Source organism: Paenibacillus sp. BSR1-1 (assembly GCF_030403775.1).
Taxonomy (GTDB): domain Bacteria; phylum Bacillota; class Bacilli; order Bacillales; family Cytobacillaceae; genus Neobacillus.
Genome location: NZ_JAQMWQ010000006.1, coordinates 197,055 through 211,931, shown reverse-complemented (window position 1 = coordinate 211,931; position 14,877 = coordinate 197,055). Strand labels below are relative to the sequence as shown.

13 protein-coding genes are annotated in these 14,877 nt (G+C 39.3%); 8 read left to right on the top strand and 5 right to left on the bottom strand.

Translation table 11 applies throughout. The annotated features are described in order from the left end of the window. Positions 1-33 precede the first annotated feature (33 nt). Positions 34-1,611, bottom strand: coding sequence for a glutathione ABC transporter substrate-binding protein (locus PH210_RS12590; protein ID WP_354669984.1), 1,578 nt, complete (start codon positions 1,609-1,611; stop codon positions 34-36). A 337-nt stretch (positions 1,612-1,948) separates the two neighbouring features. On the opposite strand from PH210_RS12590, the gene PH210_RS12585 reads away from it, so the two are divergent. From PH210_RS12585 to ncs1, 8 genes are all read left to right on the top strand, one after another. Beyond that, positions 1,949-2,803, top strand: a complete 855-nt coding sequence (locus PH210_RS12585; RefSeq protein WP_289985872.1) for an ABC transporter permease — start codon at positions 1,949-1,951, stop codon at positions 2,801-2,803. Positions 2,804-2,828: 25 nt separating this feature from the next. Next, the gene (gene nikB / locus PH210_RS12580; RefSeq protein ID WP_289985764.1) at positions 2,829-3,749 is read left to right on the top strand and encodes a nickel ABC transporter permease; all 921 of its coding nucleotides are present in this window, start codon (positions 2,829-2,831) and stop codon (positions 3,747-3,749) included. An 18-nt stretch (positions 3,750-3,767) separates the two neighbouring features. Further along, positions 3,768-4,787 carry an ABC transporter ATP-binding protein gene (locus PH210_RS12575; protein WP_289985762.1) on the top strand — a complete coding sequence of 340 codons (1,020 nt, stop codon included), beginning with the start codon at positions 3,768-3,770 and terminating at the stop codon, positions 4,785-4,787. Beyond that, a complete protein-coding gene (locus PH210_RS12570) occupies positions 4,787-5,782 on the top strand; it encodes an ABC transporter ATP-binding protein (RefSeq protein WP_289985761.1) in 996 nt (331 codons plus the stop codon). The genes PH210_RS12575 and PH210_RS12570 overlap by 1 nt, the downstream gene beginning before the upstream one ends. A 100-nt stretch (positions 5,783-5,882) precedes the next feature. After that, positions 5,883-6,632: a sensor histidine kinase gene (locus PH210_RS12565; RefSeq protein WP_289985760.1), complete on the top strand. Its 750-nt coding sequence runs from the start codon at positions 5,883-5,885 to the stop codon at positions 6,630-6,632. Then, complete coding sequence (locus PH210_RS12560; RefSeq protein ID WP_289985759.1) at positions 6,632-7,324, top strand: response regulator transcription factor; 693 nt, start codon at positions 6,632-6,634, stop codon at positions 7,322-7,324. The genes PH210_RS12565 and PH210_RS12560 overlap by 1 nt, the downstream gene beginning before the upstream one ends. After that, a complete protein-coding gene (locus PH210_RS12555; protein ID WP_289985757.1) occupies positions 7,321-8,643 on the top strand; it encodes an SLC5/6 family protein in 1,323 nt (440 codons plus the stop codon). The genes PH210_RS12560 and PH210_RS12555 overlap by 4 nt, the downstream gene beginning before the upstream one ends. Before the next feature lie 7 nt (positions 8,644-8,650). After that, a complete protein-coding gene (ncs1, locus tag PH210_RS12550) occupies positions 8,651-10,108 on the top strand; it encodes an NCS1 family nucleobase:cation symporter (RefSeq protein ID WP_289985755.1) in 1,458 nt (485 codons plus the stop codon). Positions 10,109-10,135: 27 nt separating this feature from the next. Here ncs1 and PH210_RS12545 read toward each other — a convergent pair whose 3' ends face one another. The 4 genes from PH210_RS12545 to PH210_RS12530 form a co-directional block, all read right to left on the bottom strand. Continuing rightward, on the bottom strand, positions 10,136-11,359 hold the full coding sequence (locus PH210_RS12545; protein WP_289985752.1) for an amidohydrolase: 1,224 nt from the start codon (positions 11,357-11,359) through the stop codon (positions 10,136-10,138). A 1-nt stretch (position 11,360) separates the two neighbouring features. Then, positions 11,361-11,582, bottom strand: a complete 222-nt coding sequence (locus PH210_RS12540; RefSeq protein ID WP_289985750.1) for a hypothetical protein — start codon at positions 11,580-11,582, stop codon at positions 11,361-11,363. A 45-nt stretch (positions 11,583-11,627) separates the two neighbouring features. After that, positions 11,628-13,193 (bottom strand): glutathione ABC transporter substrate-binding protein, encoded by a 1,566-nt coding sequence (locus PH210_RS12535; protein WP_289985749.1) that lies wholly within the window; start codon positions 13,191-13,193, stop codon positions 11,628-11,630. Positions 13,194-13,319: 126 nt separating this feature from the next. After that, positions 13,320-14,789, bottom strand: coding sequence for an amidohydrolase family protein (locus tag PH210_RS12530; protein ID WP_289985748.1), 1,470 nt, complete (start codon positions 14,787-14,789; stop codon positions 13,320-13,322). Positions 14,790-14,877 lie beyond the last annotated feature (88 nt).

Here is a 14,877-nt window from a genome sequence, read left to right as displayed (position 1 = left end):
AGTACTTTCTTTCAAAAGTACTTTTCCCTTTTATTATTTTATGACTACATCATCGATCATTAAATAACTAGCAGCATTTAACCAGAATCCACTTACATTTTTACTATATGCAGCGATATGCTCGTAGTTTCGGATTGGAACATAAACGGCATCGTCAATTTCCTTCTGCATAACTTCTTCATAAAGCTTTAAACGCTTTTTCTCATCTGATTCTCTTCGTGCCGCTTCAATCATTTTATCTACATCAGGATTACTATAGTAGAAATGATTTCCTGGAGGTCCCTGTGATGCTGAATGGAATAGGTTATATTGGTTGTAATCTCCATCTCCTGTTGCATTTCCCCATCCGCCAATCGCCATGTCGTGCTCACCTTTTTCAATCATTCCGATATAAGCACCATACTCCATAACTTGAATTTTCACATCTACGCCAATCCCTTTTAACTGAGATTGAATAACTTCTGCCATATTGATACGTTCTTTTCGATCACTCGTTAGTAATGTCACTTTAAGACCTTTTTCATAGCCAGCTTCTTTTAATAGTTTCTTTGCTTCGTTTAAATCATAGTCATATGGCTTAATTTTATCACTATAGCCAAACACTTTCGGGCTCATCGCTTCGTTTGCAAGAGTTCCTACATTATTATAGACACCTTTGATAATGGCTTCTCTTTCAATCGCATGGCTGATTGCCTTACGAACTCTTACATCATCAAATGGCTTTTTCTTTACATTGAATCCAACATATTCAACGGCTAGTCCTTCTGTACGGTAAAGAGCCATCTTATCAGAAGCTTCAATGCGATCAATTTCTGTGACAGGTACTTGATCATTGATTTGTGCTTCTCCTGTTTCAATCATGGCAAGACGAGTAGCATCTTCAGGTACAACCTTGAATACAACACGATCAATATTAGGTTTTTTGCCCCAATAGTTTTCATTTTTCTTTAAGGAAATTTCTTGTCCTGTCTTCCAAGACTCGAACACAAAAGGCCCTGTTCCAACTGGATGCTGTGATAATGAATCCGGATTTTCCGCCAAAGCTTTTGGACTAATGATACTTCCTTCATTACTTGCCAAAATAGATAGAAGTGGCGCATACGGATATTCAAGGATTAATTGAACCGTGTTTTCATCCACAACCTTCACTTCTTTAATCATTGAAAACTTTTCGCGCTGCGGCGAAGCTGTTTTCGGATCGAGCAAACGATCAAAGGTTTTTTTAACAGCATCTGCATTAAATGGTGCACCATCGTGGAATTTTATACCTTCTCTTAATTTAAATTCCCAAGTAGTACCATCGATTACTTTCCATTCTTTTGCTAGTAATGGTTGAATTTTAAAATCTTTATCTGGTTCAACCAGACCCTCATATACCTTTTGATAAACAATGTTTGCTGAAGGTATATCAGTAATGAAATGCGGGTCTAGTTTGGTTGCATCAGAAAGCCTGACTACGGTTAAGGTTCCGCCTTGTTTTGGCCCTTCTTGTTTACTTGCTGACTCATTAGATGTAGATGGTTTTGTAGAACACGCTTGAGCAATCATCAGCATTAATCCAATTAATACAAATAGAATGCCATTTTTGATGGTTCGTCTTTTTCTCTCCATTTTCCCCTGCTCCTTTGTTGTCTTTTTAAAAATTCAGAATCTAAGATGTAAACCAATTTCACCTGCCTCTAAGCTTGCTTATCTGCATTATAGAAGATGATGAAAAAGAATATTTACAGAATATTTACTGAATTTTTAACTATTTTGACAAACAATTTAAAAAATATTTACATTCATTAAAATTTTGATAATTTGTACATATTCCCATTGAAAAAATGGTTTGGAAGGGGGATCAGAGCAGCGAGAGTCAGCATCATGTTTTTTCAAAAAAATATAAGGAGGTTTTTTCATGTCAGTAGAAGTGAAAACAGATCGTTCTGTCGTAATCAAACAATCTATGAGTCAACCAAAACAATCTAAATTGAAAGATTTCTTTTCTGTTTTAATGTTAAATAAAGCGGCTTTAGTTGGGGCAGTGATTATTGTTTTTTATATTCTCATCGCGATATTTGCCCCACTTTTGGCTCCCTATGATCCATATGAAATAAAATTGGAAAATAAATTAATGCCGCCCTCTGGTGATCATTGGATGGGAACAGATGATAAAGGAAGAGATATTTTAAGCCGGATTATTTACGGTTCAAGACTTTCCATGGGGGTCGGATTTGCAGCTGTATTTTTCGGAGCATTCTTCGGGATTATTTTTGGACTTGTCGCCGGCTATTATGGCAAATGGGTTGATTCTATTATTATGCGAATGATGGACGTTATGCTGGCATTCCCGGGAATTCTACTCGCATTAGCGATTATTAGTGCCCTTGGACCAAGTCTAATTAATGTTACGATTGCTGTTGGGGCATTTTCCGTTCCGTTATTTGCCCGGATTGTACGCGGCTCTACCCTTGAGGTCAAAAGGCTCGAATATATCGATGCGATAAGGTCGTTGGGTGCCAATGATGTGACGATTATTTTTAAACATATTTTTCCGAATATTCTTTCACCCATTATTGTTCAAGGAACCTTACGGCTTGCTACTGCGATTCTTTCCGCTGCAGGATTGTCATTCCTTGGTCTTGGAGCGCAGCCCCCTTCACCTGAATGGGGAACGATGTTAAGTAATGGAAGGGATTTCTTGTTCTCTGCTCCCTATATCGCTATTTTTCCTGGGTTAACGATATCAATACTCGTATTAGGCTTTAATATTTTCGGAGATGGATTACGCGATGCGTTCGATCCACGAATGAAAAAATAATAGATTAAAAGGAGGATGGCCATCAATGTTAATGTTTATTTTTCGTCGTTTATTGCAAACCATCCCGGTCGTAATCGGGGTAACGTTCGTTGTTTTCTTCATTATGCAGCTTGTTCCTGGTGATCCTGCCGTTTTGCTCGCAGGTGAGGGGGCATCTAAAGAAACAATTAATGGAATTCGTGAACAATTAGGATTAAACCGGCCTTTATTGGTTCAATATTTTGATTACTTAACGAATATCTTTCATGGTGATTTTGGCACTTCGTTAAAAAATAGTCAGCCAGTGTTAGATGAAATTATGGTTCGCTTACCGATTACTATGGAGCTTGCATTTTTTAGTATTCTTATCACGATTATTTTAGGGATGGCTGCCGGGATTATTTCAGCAGTAAAGCCTTACTCCCTTAGAGATACAGGTGTAATGTTAGTTGCCCTTTTAGGAATTTCACTTCCAAGCTTTTGGTTTGGATTAATGATGATGTATTTCTTTTCTGTTAAACTTCAAATTCTTCCAGTTGCCGGTTGGGACAGCATCCTGCATGTGATTCTTCCATCACTAACATTAGGTGCCGGCGGTGCCGCCATCGTCGCTCGGATGACCAGATCCAGTATGTTAGAGGTCGTTCGTCAGGATTATATCCGGACAGCGCGCGCCAAAGGACTTCGTGAACGTGTCATCATTTATAAGCATGCTTTACGCAACGCCCTTATCCCTGTTATTACTGTTGTTGGTTTACAATTTGGTTCCCTCCTCGGTGGAACGGTACTTGTTGAATCGATTTTCGCCATCAACGGGCTTGGACGAATGATTGTGGATGCGATTCGCATGCGCGATTTACCAATGGTTCAAGGTGGAGTCCTGATGGCCTCGCTTATCTTCGTAATCGTGAATTTATTTGTTGATGTATTCTATCGATTCTTCAATAAACGGATTGAATTAAATTAACAGGTGGTGAATGTAGAAATGATTGAAAAAAACAAACCGATATTAGAAGTCAAAGGATTAAAAACTCATTTTTATACGAAGCGCGGAGTAAGTAAAGCAGTAGATGGCATCGATTTCACACTTAATAAGGGAGAAACCTTGGGTATTGTCGGCGAATCCGGCTGCGGGAAAAGTATGACATCCCTTTCGATTCTCCGTTTAATCCCCTCCCCTCCTGGTAAAATCGCAGGCGGACAGATTCTTTTCAAAGGAAGGGATTTGGTTTCACTTCCTGAAGACGAAATGAGGAAAATTCGCGGGAACGAAATTTCGATGATCTTCCAAGAGCCGATGACTTCCTTAAATCCCGTCATTCCGGTTGGTGAACAAATTGCGGAGGCTTTAAGGCTGCATCAAAAAATGGGAAAAAAAGAAGCATGGACCAAATCGATTGAAATGCTCAAGCTCGTTGGAATCCCCTCTCCTGAAAAAAGGGCAAAACAGGAGCCTTTCCAATTAAGCGGTGGTATGCGCCAGCGGGTCATGATTGCAATGGCACTTGCCTGTACCCCTGAGGTATTGATTGCTGACGAACCAACAACAGCCTTGGATGTAACTATTCAAGCACAAATACTAGCGTTAATTAAAAACCTGCAAACCAAGTTAGGCATGGGTGTCATCATGATTACACATGATTTAGGTGTGGTCGCAGAAACATGTGACTCCGTTGCAGTTATGTATGCCGGCAATATTGTTGAACATGCAGAGACGGAAAACATTTTTGCAAATCCAAAGCATCCATATACCCTTGGTTTAATAAATTCTTTACCGAAGATTCACCAAGATCAGGAAGAATTGCAAACGATTGAAGGCAGTGTTCCAAGTCCATATAATATGCCAGTGGGCTGTAGGTTCGCCTCAAGGTGCCCTTTTGAGCAGCCGCTATGTCATGCCAAACAGCCGGAGTTAGTAGAACATACTGATGGCTCGAAAGTCCGCTGTTGGATGTATACAGATAAATGGACTGGGCAAGTGATTGAAAAGGAGGCTGTACAATAATGCAAACTGCGGAAAAAAAGAAAATATTATTAGAGGTGGACCATTTAAAGCAGTATTTCCCAGTTAAAACAGACTCCGTTTTTAAACCAAAAAGCTATGTAAAAGCCGTTGACGATGTTTCCTTCCATCTCTATGAAGGGGAAACGTTAAGTATTGTTGGCGAATCCGGCTGCGGAAAATCAACGACTGGACGAGCGATTTTAAGACTGGATGAACCGACAGACGGAAAAGTCCTATATTCTGGGCAAAATATACTCGATTTTAATAAAAAAGAAATGAGAAAGCTCAGAGGAGATCTGCAGGTTATTTTCCAGGATCCTTTTGCTTCACTCAACCCACGGCAAACTGTCAAGCAAATTCTAAATGAAGCAATGGCGATTCAACAAGTTGTTCCAAAGGACAAACGATTGGAGAGAATGTTAGAATTACTTGGTTATGTTGGTCTTCCCGAGGAAGCACTTGATCGCTATCCCCACGAGTTTAGCGGCGGTCAGCGTCAAAGGATTGGAATTGCCCGCGCTCTTGCGGTAAATCCTAAATTAATTATTTGTGATGAAGCAGTTTCTGCTTTGGATGTATCCATTCAAGCCCAAATACTAAATCTATTAAAAAAGCTGCAAAATCAATTTCAACTCACCTTCCTATTTATTTCGCACGATTTAAGTGTCGTACGTCATATTTCTGACCGGGTTATGGTGATGTATCTTGGTAAGGTCGTTGAAATTGCAGAAAAGAAAGCACTATTTGATTCACCGCATCACCCTTATACAAAGGCATTATTATCATCTATTCCTGTTCCAAATCCAACGTATTCAAGGGAACGCGTTATTTTAAAGGGAGATGTCCCCTCCCCTATCGATCCGCCTAGCGGCTGTCGATTTCACACACGCTGTCCGTTTGCGACAGAGAAGTGTAAAATGGAGGAACCTGCATTAAGAGAAATAAATAGAAATCATTATGTCAGCTGCCATTTTGCAGAGCAGCTTTTCCAATAAAGCTATTTTCAAAAATGAAAAAAATTAGATAAAATATTATATTAAAAAAGGGAGTGTGGTTTGACTCCCTTTTTCTACATCTAAAGGAGAATCTTGTTCCATGCTTAATATTGAAACCTTCTCCCTTTATATCATGCTATGTGTGTTAGCCCCTTTATTAGGTGCTTTTACCTTGTTGTTCTTATTTGTTTTTGAAAAACGAATAGACCTTCTAGAAAAACAAACACGGGAAATTGCCCTTGAAAAAGAGCTGCAAACAGCGCTATATAATCAATTAAATCAAGAAATTCAGCCGCATTTTCTCTTTAATACATTAAATTCGATTTTAAGCTTGGCCAGATTAGACAGAAAATCGGAACTAATTCGCTCGATTGAAACTCTCTCAAGATTACTTAAATTTAAATATAAAACCAATTCCCCACTTATTACAATCAATGAGGAATTATCGTATATTAATTACTACTTGGAAATACAAAAAATAAGGTTTCGTGAAAGACTTCATTATGAAATATCGATCGATCCAGAGGTTGGACAATCTGTTATTATCCCTTTTTTAATTCAAACTCTTGTCGAGAATGCCTTTAAACATGCCTTTGAAAAGCACATCGGTGAAGCCTTTTTAAAAATCATCATTAATAAAAAAAATGAAGAAGTATATGTAACCGTTTGGAATAATTCTCTAGAAGGACAGGTGCTCCAATCTAACGATGGCGGGCTTGGATTAGAAAATATCGCCAAAAGGCTTGAGATTCTTTTTCCCGGGGATCGTACTTCCGTAACATTAAACAATACAGATATTGGGACCAGTGTAACCGCCATTTTCCCATTAGCAAAAGAAGGTGCAATGTAATGAATATCCTTTTAGTCGATGATGAACCTCTTGAATTAGAACAACTGGAATATTTAATTCAAAAAAAATTTCCAAACTGGAAATTTTTCAAGGCCCTTGATGCCTCCCAAGCCCTTCAAATTATCAAACAACATGAAATATTTCTTGCTTTTTTAGATATCCAGCTGCCAGGAAAATCTGGTTTGGAGTTAGCGAAGGAACTGACCAGTTCTTATTCGATGGACATTATTATGGTGACAGCATTTCAAAATTTTGAATATGCACAGGCCTCGATAAGACTTGGTGTTGTGGATTACATTACTAAGCCAGTCATTGAAGACGAGTTGATGAGTGTTTTGAACAAGTATGAAAGGTTAGGGCGGTATACCGAACCAATTGTAAACGCTTTACAAATCATTCACCAGGAATATAGTGAAAAATTATCATTGAACTATCTCGCGTCTAAAATCCACATTAACCCTGCTTATTTAAGCAGAAAATTTCATGAGGAAGTCGGGATGGGCTTTTCGGAATACTTGAATGATTACCGTTTAAAAGAAGCGCAAAAAATGTTAATCGACTCCCCTGATTTAAGCATTAGCACGATCTCTGAAAGATGCGGCTTTAACAGCCAACATTACTTCAGTCAAATCTTTAGAAAAACGACTGGACAATCACCCCGTGACTTCCGTCTAAAGGAGACATACCGTTGAATAAAAATTCTTTTCAATTTTATATTAGCGGTGCGATTAAATTAGGTGTTGGCTATGGGGTTGTCAGTCTTTTAGCAAGGTGGATAACAGGCAATACCATCCTTTCCTCTCCTGAAACATTAATTAAATACGGATTAACAGGAGGTCTTGGATATTCCTTAATGGGGGCAATAGCACTCATTTTGTTTGGATTTATAGCCAAAGTACTCCGTGATAAATTCCCTGAGCAGCAAACGATTGGGGATGTATTAAGAAAAAAATTAACACCTGCCGGCTACTGGATCGTCATCGCTGTACTTATTTTTACGAGCCTGCACTCTCTATTTATTCAGGCAATGGGTGCCGGAATCCTCATCCACATTATGTTCCCTATTCCTGTTTTTATTGGGATGTTGTTGTTTTTAGGATTTTGTTTTTTTGTCGGAGGAATGGGTGGAATGCAGCGGATCCATCAACTTGCAGGTGTGAATGTCACCTTAATCTTCGGGACCGTTATCGTTATCCCTGTCTATTTCTTTATCCAGGAAGGTGTTCATCCTGTTTATGAGGGAATCAAATTATATCATCCGTACATCTTATTCTTTAAAAATACTGATTCAATCTGGTTTATTTTTACTGCTATCTTGATTGGTTTTGGACAGGCCATGATTGACCGGGCCACATGGCAAAGAGTATTTATCATTCAACGAGAAAAAGTGCGCATGACCTTTACACTTGCAGGTGTCATTTGGGCAACAGTGCCTCTCGCCTTCACCTCACTTCTCATGATTATTATGTTTGGCAGAAGCTACAAAAATATATATTCTTTACTGTTTGAACTTGTGGATAAAATTCAATCAACCATGCTCATTGTTTTATTTGTCTCATTTTGCTTTAGTGTCATTTCGTCTGCCATTAGTTCAGAGCTCCATGCTACGACAACCTTGGTTGTAAAAAATATAATAGAATTATTTCACCCATTATCAGATCGTGAGAAATGGAAAATTTCCTACATTTTTTCCGGTACCGTCTGTATCGGTTTACTCATTATTGTGAGTATCCTTACACCCAACCCACTGCAGCTTTTGTTTTTCACCGGAAATATTTATGCAGCAATCATAGTGCCGATGTTATTTATAATACTGAGCAACAAAACTTTACCTGTAATCATTCCCCTTTCTTCATTGATTGGTACTGTGGGTGGTTTGTTCCTAACACCATGGAACGACAATTTGCTGACCATTTGGGTAAGTTTCATTATATCTGGTGCTATCTGTTTATTCGTTATGATTTATCAACAATTTTCAATACGATTTAGACATATCAGAAAGTCGGGGTGAGTTCAATTTGAAACAAGAAGATTCAATTATGTATAGCAAGGATTTATTACCAACATCCCCCGAAGCTCGTACATGGAAGTTTGGACATTATTTCTCTATTTGGATGGGCTCCGTACATAATGTCCCATCCTACGTTACGATTGGTGGTTTTTTTGCATTAGGTTTATCCATCTGGCAAGTATTTTTCATCATTATCCTTTCAGCCCTTATATTGGCAGCTATGATGATCTTAAATGGCCATGCCGGAGGGAAATATGGAATCCCTTTCTCAATCCTAATTCGATCAAGCTTCGGTCGGAAAGGCGCTACTTTTCCAGGAATTCTTAGGGGCGTTGTGGCAGCGATTATGTGGTTTGGACTGCAAACCTATGCTGGCAGCCTGGCTGTCACCATATTGATTGGGGAAATTTGGGCGCCGTATCCAACATTAGGAGCTAATTGGAGCTTTTTAGGATTAAGTCTGTCCAGTCTTATTTCCCTTTTGCTCTTTTGGATAATCAATGTTTTATTTATTTTTACCGGCATCAAATCATTAGGGAGGTTAACGAAGCTGCTCTCTCCTTTGGTTTTTGTGGTTTTTGGCGGAATGGCCATTTGGGCCATTCATTTTGCCGGAGGAATCACTCCTATTTTAAACTATCGTTCGAAAGGTGTAGACGGAAATAGTATTTTAATTATTTTAAGCTGCATTTCCGCCATTTTAGCATCGTGGGTAGCACAAATATTAAGTGTTTCGGATGTGACTAGATATTCACGTTCCAATAAAGAACAATTTTGGGGTCAAGCTGCAGGGCTTTTGAGTACTTATTTATTGTTTGCCATTGCTAGTATTACGATTATCATTGGGTCAGAGGTTGCCTTTGGAGTACCCATTTGGAATGTTCTTGAAGTGATTGATCGCTTTGATAGCAAATTTGCAATTGTCCTTTCCTTGCTAACCATTTGTTTATCGACATTATCTGTTAACATTGTTGGAAATATTATTCCTGCCGGTTCTCAATTGGCTGCCTTATTACCGAAAAGTCTCAACTTTAAATCTGGCGCAATACTTGCTGCGTTGATGGGTTTACTGATTATGCCTTGGAAGCTTATGGAGAATCCTGAAAGTATTTTTACCTTTTTAAATATGGTTGGAGGAATGTTAAGTCCTGTAATCGGGGTGATGCTTGTGCATTACTTTTTAATAAATAAAAAGGAAATTAATTTACAAGAGTTGTATTCTATAAAAATCAATATGCTAATAACGAATGAATATCATATTCCTGCCATACTATCTACTCTTTTGGCCGGCAGTCTAAGCTTACTAGGAAAATTCATCCCAAGCCTTGAACCGCTTTATAGGGTATCCTGGTTTAGTGGAATCCTTGTTTCTGCTATTCTTTATCTAATATTCTATTATTTAAGCAATTGGTTTATTGCCCGCCGGTTGGAGCAGAATACGGCAAGCATACCAAAAAGGGGATGATGGCATCATCCCCTTTTGCTTTATAAATTAATTTAATGATCCAGAAACCAAGTTTCCTTGATAAAATACGGCTTGACGGTTTGATCGCCTTGCAACGGCCTCCGCTGAACAGCTTGCTTCTACCAATACCATATTGGCTGTATCACCTACTTTTGGCCATACCTGGCTTCCTTCTTTGTTCAGAGGAGTTATTCCGCCAGTTATATATTTTAAGGTCTGTGCAAGCGACACCTCATCTGTCCAGCGGCAGCGTTCAATTAATCTTCCAGCCCTTTCAAGGACATCCCCATTTCCCGTCGGCCACCACGAATCATAGATATTATCATTGCCGATTGCCACTTCTACACCATATTCAGTTAAAAGGTTTACCGGAGGAATATTTCTTCCAATTGGCAGGCTCGTAACGATTGAAATTCCTGCCTCTTTTAAAATTTCTGCCATTTCAATTGCTTCATCGCGTGATATATCTCCTAATCCAAAAGCATGACTAACCGCTACTCTTCCTTCCCAGCCTGCTTCCTTAGTTAAGATAGCTAGACGCTTCATCGTGAAAGTGCCTAAGTGGCCAGGATCATGTAAATGCAAATCAATATCGGCATTCCCTTCAACTGCTAAATCCATTAACTGGACTAGGGAGGCTTCGATATTTTGATCGACAGTTGCTGGATCGACAGCCCCTACGAGCCCTGCCCCGTTCCTCAACGCCTCACGTAATAGTTCTGCAGTACCGGGACGGAGCAGCCCGTGCTGGGCGAACGCTACAATTTCTGAACTTACTTTATGGGAATAAGTTTCTAAAGCATTCTGCACGCCTTCTAAATTTTGCAATTTCACTTCAGGATAAATATCGACATGTGTTCGAACATGGGTGGAACCATAGGATAATAGAACCTCAAGCAGTGCTTCTGCCCGCTGTTGTGTGCTTGAGGGAAGAGATGCGAGAATATTTTTTTCAATATTGCAACGGTCTATGACACCTTTAGCCGGGATACATGCGCGCCAAGCATCACCCATATAAGTTTTATCTAGATGGACATGCTTTTCAATAAAGGAAGGGATCAAAAGCAGGCCTTTTGCATCTTTAACCGGATAATCATCTTCCTTTTGTTCTGCAGCTTTGATGATTTTTGCTATTTTCCCATCCTCTATTAAAAGGTGACAAAGTTCTGTCTTTGTTCCTACAACTCTATCATTTTCTTTTTTATGTCCAGTTTCTAACCGAGCATTCTGTAACCAATATTTGTTATTCATTTCAAATCTTCCTTTCATTTTTTATTAACATGATGACTGTGTTAAACTTGGCTGTTGATTTGCGCTTCAGCCACTTCGCTTTCCGCGGGCGGTCCGGGGAGCCTCCTCGGCGCTGAAGCGCCTGTGGGGTCTCCCCTGCCCCGTCCTCCCGCAGGAGTCTCGCGCCTTCCGCTCCAATCAACAGAGTTTCAAAATCAACAATGACCTTTAACACAACCAACATGATAAAAGGGGTTATCCAATGGATATCCCTCTTATCTGATAGAGTCTATTTTATTGAGACATCATTTAATTCCAGATAGCCAGATGGACTAATAGCAAAGCCTTTTACATCCTTTGAGACAGCTGCTAAATTTTCAATGACTCGAACTGGAATATAAACCGCTTCTTTCATTTCTAATTGTTGTGACTGGGCATATAATTCTTTCCGTTTTTCTTGGTCCTTTTCACTGCGGGCAGCTTCAATTAAGCGATCAGCTTCTTTATTACTGTAGAAGAAAGTATTCCCAGCTCCACCCTGAGAGTTTGTATGGAAAAGGTTATACTGATTATAATCGGCATCACCCGTCGCATTTCTCCAGCTCAGGATAAACATTTCAGTGTCTCCCTTGTTTGCTTGGTCAACAAAGGTACCGTACTCCAACACTTGGATTTTTAATTTTACTCCAATCCCTTTTAATTGTGATTGAAGCACTTCGGCCATATTCACTCTTTCTTTGCTATCCATAGTTTTAAGGGTCACTTCAAAGCCATTTGGATAGCCTGCCTCAGCCAGTAATTTCTTTGCTTCATTTAAGTTATATTCGTACGCTTTCATATCAGGATTGTAGCCGAAAACTTTTGAACCTAATAACGAATTAGCCTTCTTCCCTACGTTGTTATAAACCCCTTTCAGAATGGAATCCATTTCAACTGCATGGGCAATGGCCTTCCGGACTCTTTCATCATTAAATGGTTTCTTTTGAACGTTAAAGCCAATATACTCGGTTCCATATCCTTCACTTCGATAAACATCTACTGCCTGCGAAGCTGCGACCGTATCCATCATTGGGACAGAAAGCGGTTCAGCAATTTGGGCTTCTCCTGTTTCCAGCATTGAAATTCTGGTAGTTTCTTCAGGTACGACCTTAAAAACAACTTTGTCGACCTTTGCTTTTTCTCCCCAATAATTTTTATTTTTGGTTAAGACAATTTCTTGTCCAGGCGTCCACGATTCAAAAACAAATGGGCCCGTTCCATTTGGTTCTTTAATAATGTTCTTTCCGTATTTTTCGATGGTTTTAGGACTAATGATTCCGCCTTCATGGCTTGCCAAAATTGAAAGCAGCGGGGAAAATGGCTCTGATAAAAGAAACTGAACCGTATAATCATCCACAACCTTTACTTCTTTTACCATCTTAAAAACAACTGCTCTTGGAGAAGCTACCTTAGGATCTAAGAGGCGATCAAATGTAGCTTTCACTGCATTAGCATTAAAATCGGTACCATCATGAAATTTAACACCTTTTCTTAATTTGAATTCCCATGTGGTATCATTCAACTGTTCCCATTTTTCTGCTAATAATGGCTGGATTTCGGCATTTTTATCACGGCCAACTAAACCTTCATATACTTTGCGGTGTGTAACGCTTGCTGCATTAATGGTAGACATAAACTGCTGATCCAAGTTTTCTGCATCAGACAAACGGGCTATCACTAGTGTCCCTCCGTCTTTTGACGCTGTCTTCTTCCCAGTCTCTTTTGTGCTCACGTCCTTATTGGTTGAGCACCCGGTAATAAGAAACACCACCAGCATCACAAGAAATAAACTTCTTCCCCCCCGAATTGCTTTCATCAACTCTACCTCCTGAATATTATTATAATCTTTGTTATTACTTGTCTAATTATAGAAAATATTCAGATAATTTTATTTCGAAAATATTTACTTTAATTTTCAATATCTTTACTTCTTTTTAACAATTTAAATAGAATCTACTACTTTAAAGGAAGGTGGAAATAATTCATTTTCTTCCAATCTCTGATAATCCCTTTCTAAATAGCCCTTTCTCATCTTGTTAAAATATTGCTGTCCTTTTGTTTTGATTTTATCTAAATCTAGATTAGGGATTTTTTGATCTTTCATTACGATTTTTCCGTTGATGATAGAAAGCTTTACGTCCCTTCCTGAACCACTGGCAATCATAGTCCGGATTGGTTCGTCAAGAACTCCCATATGAAAACCATCTAAGTCAATGGCAATAATATCTGCTTTCGCGCCAACTGAAAGTCGGCCGAGATCCTCTCTTCCTAGAAATTTTGCAGCACCAAGTGTAGCCGCCCGGAAGAAATCTGCGTAGGTTGAATCCTCTTGTTCTTTTTCGATAAATCGTGAAAACATACTTCCAGTACGAATGTTTTGGAACATATCCGGTGGAAAGGTATCTGTTCCAAGCGCCAAATTGATACCTGCCCTTTTATATTTGGCAAAGGATTCTAATGCTGACATATGTCTGCCAATGATTAATGGGCAATGAATGACGGTCGTGTTCGTTTCTTTTAAAAGAGCAATATCATCACCCTCGCCTTTTTGCGCTTCACTATATCCAGCAATAAAATGAGCATGGGGGATTCCCGTTTTTGGACCTAAGAAGCCGAGGTTATATAAATACTGAATTGGTGTTACTCCGTACCTTTCTAAAATGGTATGGTACTCAAAGCTTCCCTGGGCCGCATGTAGTTTAATAGGAACACCTAATTGATCACTAAAATATTTTGTTTGGGTGAGACTTTCTGTCGTTTGACACTCAATCCGTTCCGGTGCGAGCATCCCCCTGACCAATCCATCATTTGTGCCGTCGAATTCCTCCACAAACCTTACTGCCTGCTGTAAACCTTCTTTTCCAGCGGCTTCATCCCAGTATAGTTTAATCGTACCATCAGGCTGTACCACTCTTATCCCTGATTGGTAGCTTGGACCGAGATAAATTCTTAATCCCAGACTAACGGCATGATGTGCTGCCGCAGCAAGCTCCTCATACGTTTCTGCCCATTTTTTATAAAAAACAGATGTGATTGGCATCGCCGTCGTGATCCCATGAAGAATCAGTTGTGAGTATGCATATAGGGATTTGAAGGCTTCCTCTTCAGCGGTCATGACCTCATGATGCCCGTTTTGAACATACTGCTCTGACCAGAGCAGGTTCTTCTGTCTTCTCGAACTAGCCTCTACATGTAGGATATCATGGTCAATATCCCCGAGAGCATTTAAATCGATAAAGCCTGGACTTATGACAGCATTCCCTGCATCGATTTCCTCGTTTACTTCACCTGCGTAATTTTTACCAACATAAATAATGGTGTCTTGTTCATAAACGACCTCAGCGTTTTCGATTAGGACGTGGTCATGGCCATCAAAACCAATGACGTATCTTCCTTTTAGTTTTGTTTTCATTTTTATTCCTCCTTTCGTCAACTCCCTATTAGTAAATTATAAAAAAATAACATCCATTATATTTTCGGAATCATTACTCTTTTTTGAA